This window comes from Streptomonospora sediminis (assembly GCF_054778995.1).
Genome location: NZ_BAAGYZ010000130.1, coordinates 1 through 4,016, shown reverse-complemented (window position 1 = coordinate 4,016; position 4,016 = coordinate 1). Strand labels below are relative to the sequence as shown.

Genomic DNA, 4,016 nt, shown 5'->3' with positions numbered 1-4,016 from the left:
CCGGGCCCCGCCGGGCGCCGGCCGCGCGCCGGAAAGCGCCGCCGGTGGGCGCGTGCCGCCGCCCTCGCCGTCCTGCCGGCCGCGCTCGGCGCGTTGGCGGCGGTGCACCTGACCGCGGGCGGATCCGCGCAGAGCGAGGAGGGCGGCGCCGGTCTGCCGCCCGCCACCGCCGAGGTCACCCGGCAGGACCTGAGCGACAGCCGCTCCGCTGCTGGGACATTGGGCTACGGCCCCGCGACCGAGGCGGCCGGCCGGCAGAGCGGCACCCTGACGAAGCTCCCGCAGAGCGGCGCCGAGATCGGCCGCGGCGAGACACTGTTCGAGGTCGACACCGACCCGGTCACCGTGATGTACGGCGACCATCCCGCCTACCGTGACCTGGCGGTCGGCACGGAGGGAGCCGACGTGCGGCAGTTGGAACGCAACCTCGGCGAACTCGGCTACGAGGGGTTCACCGCCGACGGCACCTATACCTGGGCCACGGCCGCCGCGGTCATGGAGTGGCAGCAGGACCGCGGGACGGAGCAGACCGGCACGGTCGAGCTGGGCACGGTGGTGTTCACCTCCGGCGCCGTCCGGGTCGACAGCCTTAAGGCCGAAGAAGGCGACCAGGTCCAGAAGGGCGGGCCCGTCCTGGAGTACACCGGCACGCAGCAGCTCGTCACCGCGGAGCTGGAGGCGCAGGACCGGCGGCTCGCCGAGGAGGGCGGTGCCGTGGAGGTCACCCTGCCCGGCGGCGAGACCGTCGACGGGCGGATCGACGACGTGGCCGTCGTGGTCGAGCCGGGATCGAAGGAAGAGGAGGACAAGACCGTCGTGGAGGTCGTCATCTCGTTCGACGGCAAGGATGCCGAGAGCGCGGCCGCAGAGTATCCGCTGGCCGCCGTCGACGCGTCGTTCGCCGCCGGAACCCGCGAGGACGTGCTGACCGTCCCCGTCGCCGCACTGGTCGCGATGAACGGAGGCGGATTCGGCGTCGAGGTGGTGGAGAAGTCGTCCTCGGCGCATGTCCCTGTTGAGACTGGGCTGTTCGCCGACGGCCGGGTGGAGGTCTCCGGTGACGGGATCCGCGAGGGCAGCGTCGTCGGAGTGCCGAAATGATCGCGTTGACCGGTGTGTCCAAGCGGTACCCCGGCGGTGTCACCGCGCTCGACGGGGTCTCGCTGCGGATCGGGCGCGGCGAGCTGCTCGCCGTCGTCGGGCCGTCGGGTTCGGGCAAGTCCACCATGCTGAACATGCTCGGCACGCTCGACCGGCCCAGCGCCGGGCGGGTCGAGGTGGATGGCCACGACATCGGCGGACTCGGCGATGCACAGCTGTCGGCGCTGCGGGCGAGCCGCATCGGGTTCGTCTTCCAGCAGTTCCACCTGGCCGGGGGCGTGTCTGCGCTGGAGAACGTCGCCGACGGCCTGCTGTACACCGGGCGGCGGCCGCAGGAGCGGCGCGACCGCGCCGCCGCGGCGCTGGAGCGGGTCGGCCTGGGCCACCGGGTGGGGCACCGCCCCCATGAGTTGTCGGGCGGTGAGCGCCAGCGGGTCGCCATTGCGCGTGCGGTGTCGGGGGATCCGGCGCTGCTGCTCGCCGACGAGCCCACCGGCGCGCTCGACTCCGCTGCGGGGGCCGGAACCATGGCGCTGCTGCGCGACCTGCACGCGGCCGGTACCACGGTCGTGGTCATCACCCACGATGCGGAGATCGCCGACTCCCTGCCGCGGCAGGTGCGGATGCGCGACGGGCGGGTGGTGGAGGACCAGCGAGGCGAAGGCGCGGACGCGTCTGCGGCAGCGGCCGGAGCCGGCGGCGGTGCGTCCGACGGTGCGTCCGACGGTGCCCCGCCCGGCTTGGAGGACCCCGCGGTTGCGCCCGGCGAGGAGGTGCGCCGATGACCGCGCCGGAGCTGCGCCCGGCGCGGTTGGGGCCGGCCGACACAGTGCGGGTCGGGGCGGTCGGGCTGCGCACCCGGCCGATGCGCGCGTTCCTGTCGGCGCTGGGCATCGCGATCGGTATCGCCGCCATGGTCGGGGTCGTCGGTATCTCCGCGTCCTCCAGCGCCGAACTGAACCGCCAACTGGACAAGCTGGGCACCAACCTGCTCACCGTCCAACCCGGCACCACACTGTTCGGGGACGACGCGCAACTGCCCGCCGCCGCGGAAGGGATGGTCGGCCGCATCGGCGCGGTCACCTCCTCCTCGGCGATCGGCCGAGTGGACGGCGCCGACGTCTACCGCACCGACCGGATCGACGAGGCCGAGACCAATGGGTTGGCGACCTACGCCGCGCGCACCGACCTGCGCGCGACCACCGGCGCCGAACTGGCGAGCGGCACCTGGCTCAACCAGGCGACCGGCGGTTATCCCGCGGTGGTACTGGGGTCGGACGCAGCGGAGCGGCTGGGCATCGGGCGGGCGAGCCCCGAAACGCGCGTGCTCGTCGGCGGCATCCGGTTCACCGTGATCGGGGTCTTGGAACCGGCACCCCTGGCGCCGGAGCTGGACGCGGCAGCGCTGGTCGGCTGGGAGGCCGCCGGGGAGGAACTCGGCTTCGACGGCCACCCGACCCGCATCTACACCCGTTCGGCGAACGAGGACGTCGCCGGGGTGCGTTCGCTCCTGGCCGCCACGGCCAACCCGGAGGCGCCCGACGAGGTCGACGTCACGCTGCCGTCCGACGCGCTCGCGGCCCAGCAGGCCGCCGACCAGGCGTTCACCGGGCTGCTGCTGGGCTTGGGCGCGGTCGCGCTGCTGGTCGGCGGGGTCGGGGTGGCCAACACGATGGTCATCTCGGTGCTGGAGCGCCGGTCCGAGATCGGACTGCGCCGGTCGCTGGGTGCCACACGCGGCCAGATCCGCGGCCAGTTCCTCGCGGAGTCGCTGCTGCTGTCGGCCCTCGGCGGGCTCGGAGGCACGCTGCTGGGCGCGGCGGCCACCGGCGGATACGCCCTCTACCAGGGCTGGCCGGCCGTGGTCCCGCTGTGGGCGGTGCTGGGCGCGATGGCGGCGCCGCTGGTGATCGGCGGACTGGCCGGGCTGTACCCGGCGATCCGCGCCGCGCGGCTGTCGCCGACCGAGGCGCTGGCCGCGCCGTAGCCACTCCATCCTCGGGGCCGTCCGCACGGGCGCGCGGGCGGCCCCGAGCCCGTTGCGGCGCGCGGTCCCGGGGAGCATGCGGCGGCGCATGTTACCGATTTGGCGTAAGCGCTGCGGAACGTTAGAGTAAAAGAACACCGACGCGGGGTGGAGCAGTTCGGTAGCTCGCTGGGCTCATAACCCAGAGGTCGCAGGTTCAAATCCTGTCCCCGCTACCACCAGTGCGAAACCCGGTCCCAGGTTTCTGGGGCCGGGCTTTTTGCGGCATTGTTCGCCGGCGCAGTGCCGGAGTCTTCGGCCGGGGTATTGGTGGTGTTCGCGTCGTCGGCCTCCCGGGGTATGTGCGGGTGTGTGCAGCGGCGGAGCAGGTATTCGATTTGGTTTAAGCGGCGATGAGCGGTAGTCTTTAAATACATCGACGCGGGGTGGAGCAGTTCGGTAGCTCGCTGGGCTCATAACCCAGAGGTCGCAGGTTCAAATCCTGTCCCCGCTACCACCGAAAGGAAGTCCGGTCCCGGTTTCCGGGGCCGGGCTTCTTTTTTGTCCGCGCGCTGCGCCATTTCCGGCGTTGCGGCGGTTCGGCGGTCCGGCCGCTTGGCAATGCTGCGCTGCCCTGCCGTTCCGCTTGGGGGCGCACCCCCGCGGAGCAGGGGGTGCCGCCTTCCGGCCGCCCGTGGATCCGCACGGGCCGGACCCGTGCGAGCGGCTCCTCGTGCCTGGAAATGGGGGCGGCCGGATCCGCTATGCGGCCTTGTTCGCAGCCGGGCGGCGGGTGGTCTGCACGGAAAAGCGGCGCCGAGGGCGGCGGTCTGTCCGGGCGGGCGCGTGCGTGTCCGTTGTGTCGGATCAAAGGGTGGTAGTGCGCCCGTTATGTCGGGTTCCCGGCGATGATCATCAATGCCGGGAAGTTAGGGCGGTGGATCCATTG

General features: G+C 72.7%; 3 protein-coding genes and 2 tRNA genes. All 5 read left to right on the top strand.

Going from position 1 to position 4,016, the window contains the following annotated elements; translation table 11 throughout:
- Positions 1 to 1,101, top strand: a 1,101-nt coding sequence (locus tag ACYVD5_RS25810) for an efflux RND transporter periplasmic adaptor subunit (protein WP_461003747.1), incomplete at its 5' end; no start/stop codon positions are given.
- On the top strand, positions 1,098 to 1,886 hold the full coding sequence (locus ACYVD5_RS25805) for an ABC transporter ATP-binding protein (RefSeq protein ID WP_461003746.1): 789 nt from the start codon (positions 1,098 to 1,100) through the stop codon (positions 1,884 to 1,886). The genes ACYVD5_RS25810 and ACYVD5_RS25805, both read left to right, overlap by 4 nt.
- Positions 1,883 to 3,088, top strand: a complete 1,206-nt coding sequence (locus ACYVD5_RS25800; RefSeq protein WP_461003745.1) for an ABC transporter permease — start codon at positions 1,883 to 1,885, stop codon at positions 3,086 to 3,088. Before ACYVD5_RS25805 ends, ACYVD5_RS25800 begins: the two co-directional genes overlap by 4 nt.
- A 141-nt stretch (positions 3,089 to 3,229) precedes the next feature.
- Positions 3,230 to 3,306: transfer RNA gene (locus tag ACYVD5_RS25795), tRNA-Met, on the top strand.
- 201 nt (positions 3,307 to 3,507) lie between these two features.
- A tRNA-Met gene (locus tag ACYVD5_RS25790) sits at positions 3,508 to 3,584 on the top strand.
- The last annotated feature ends 432 nt before the right edge of the window (positions 3,585 to 4,016 follow it).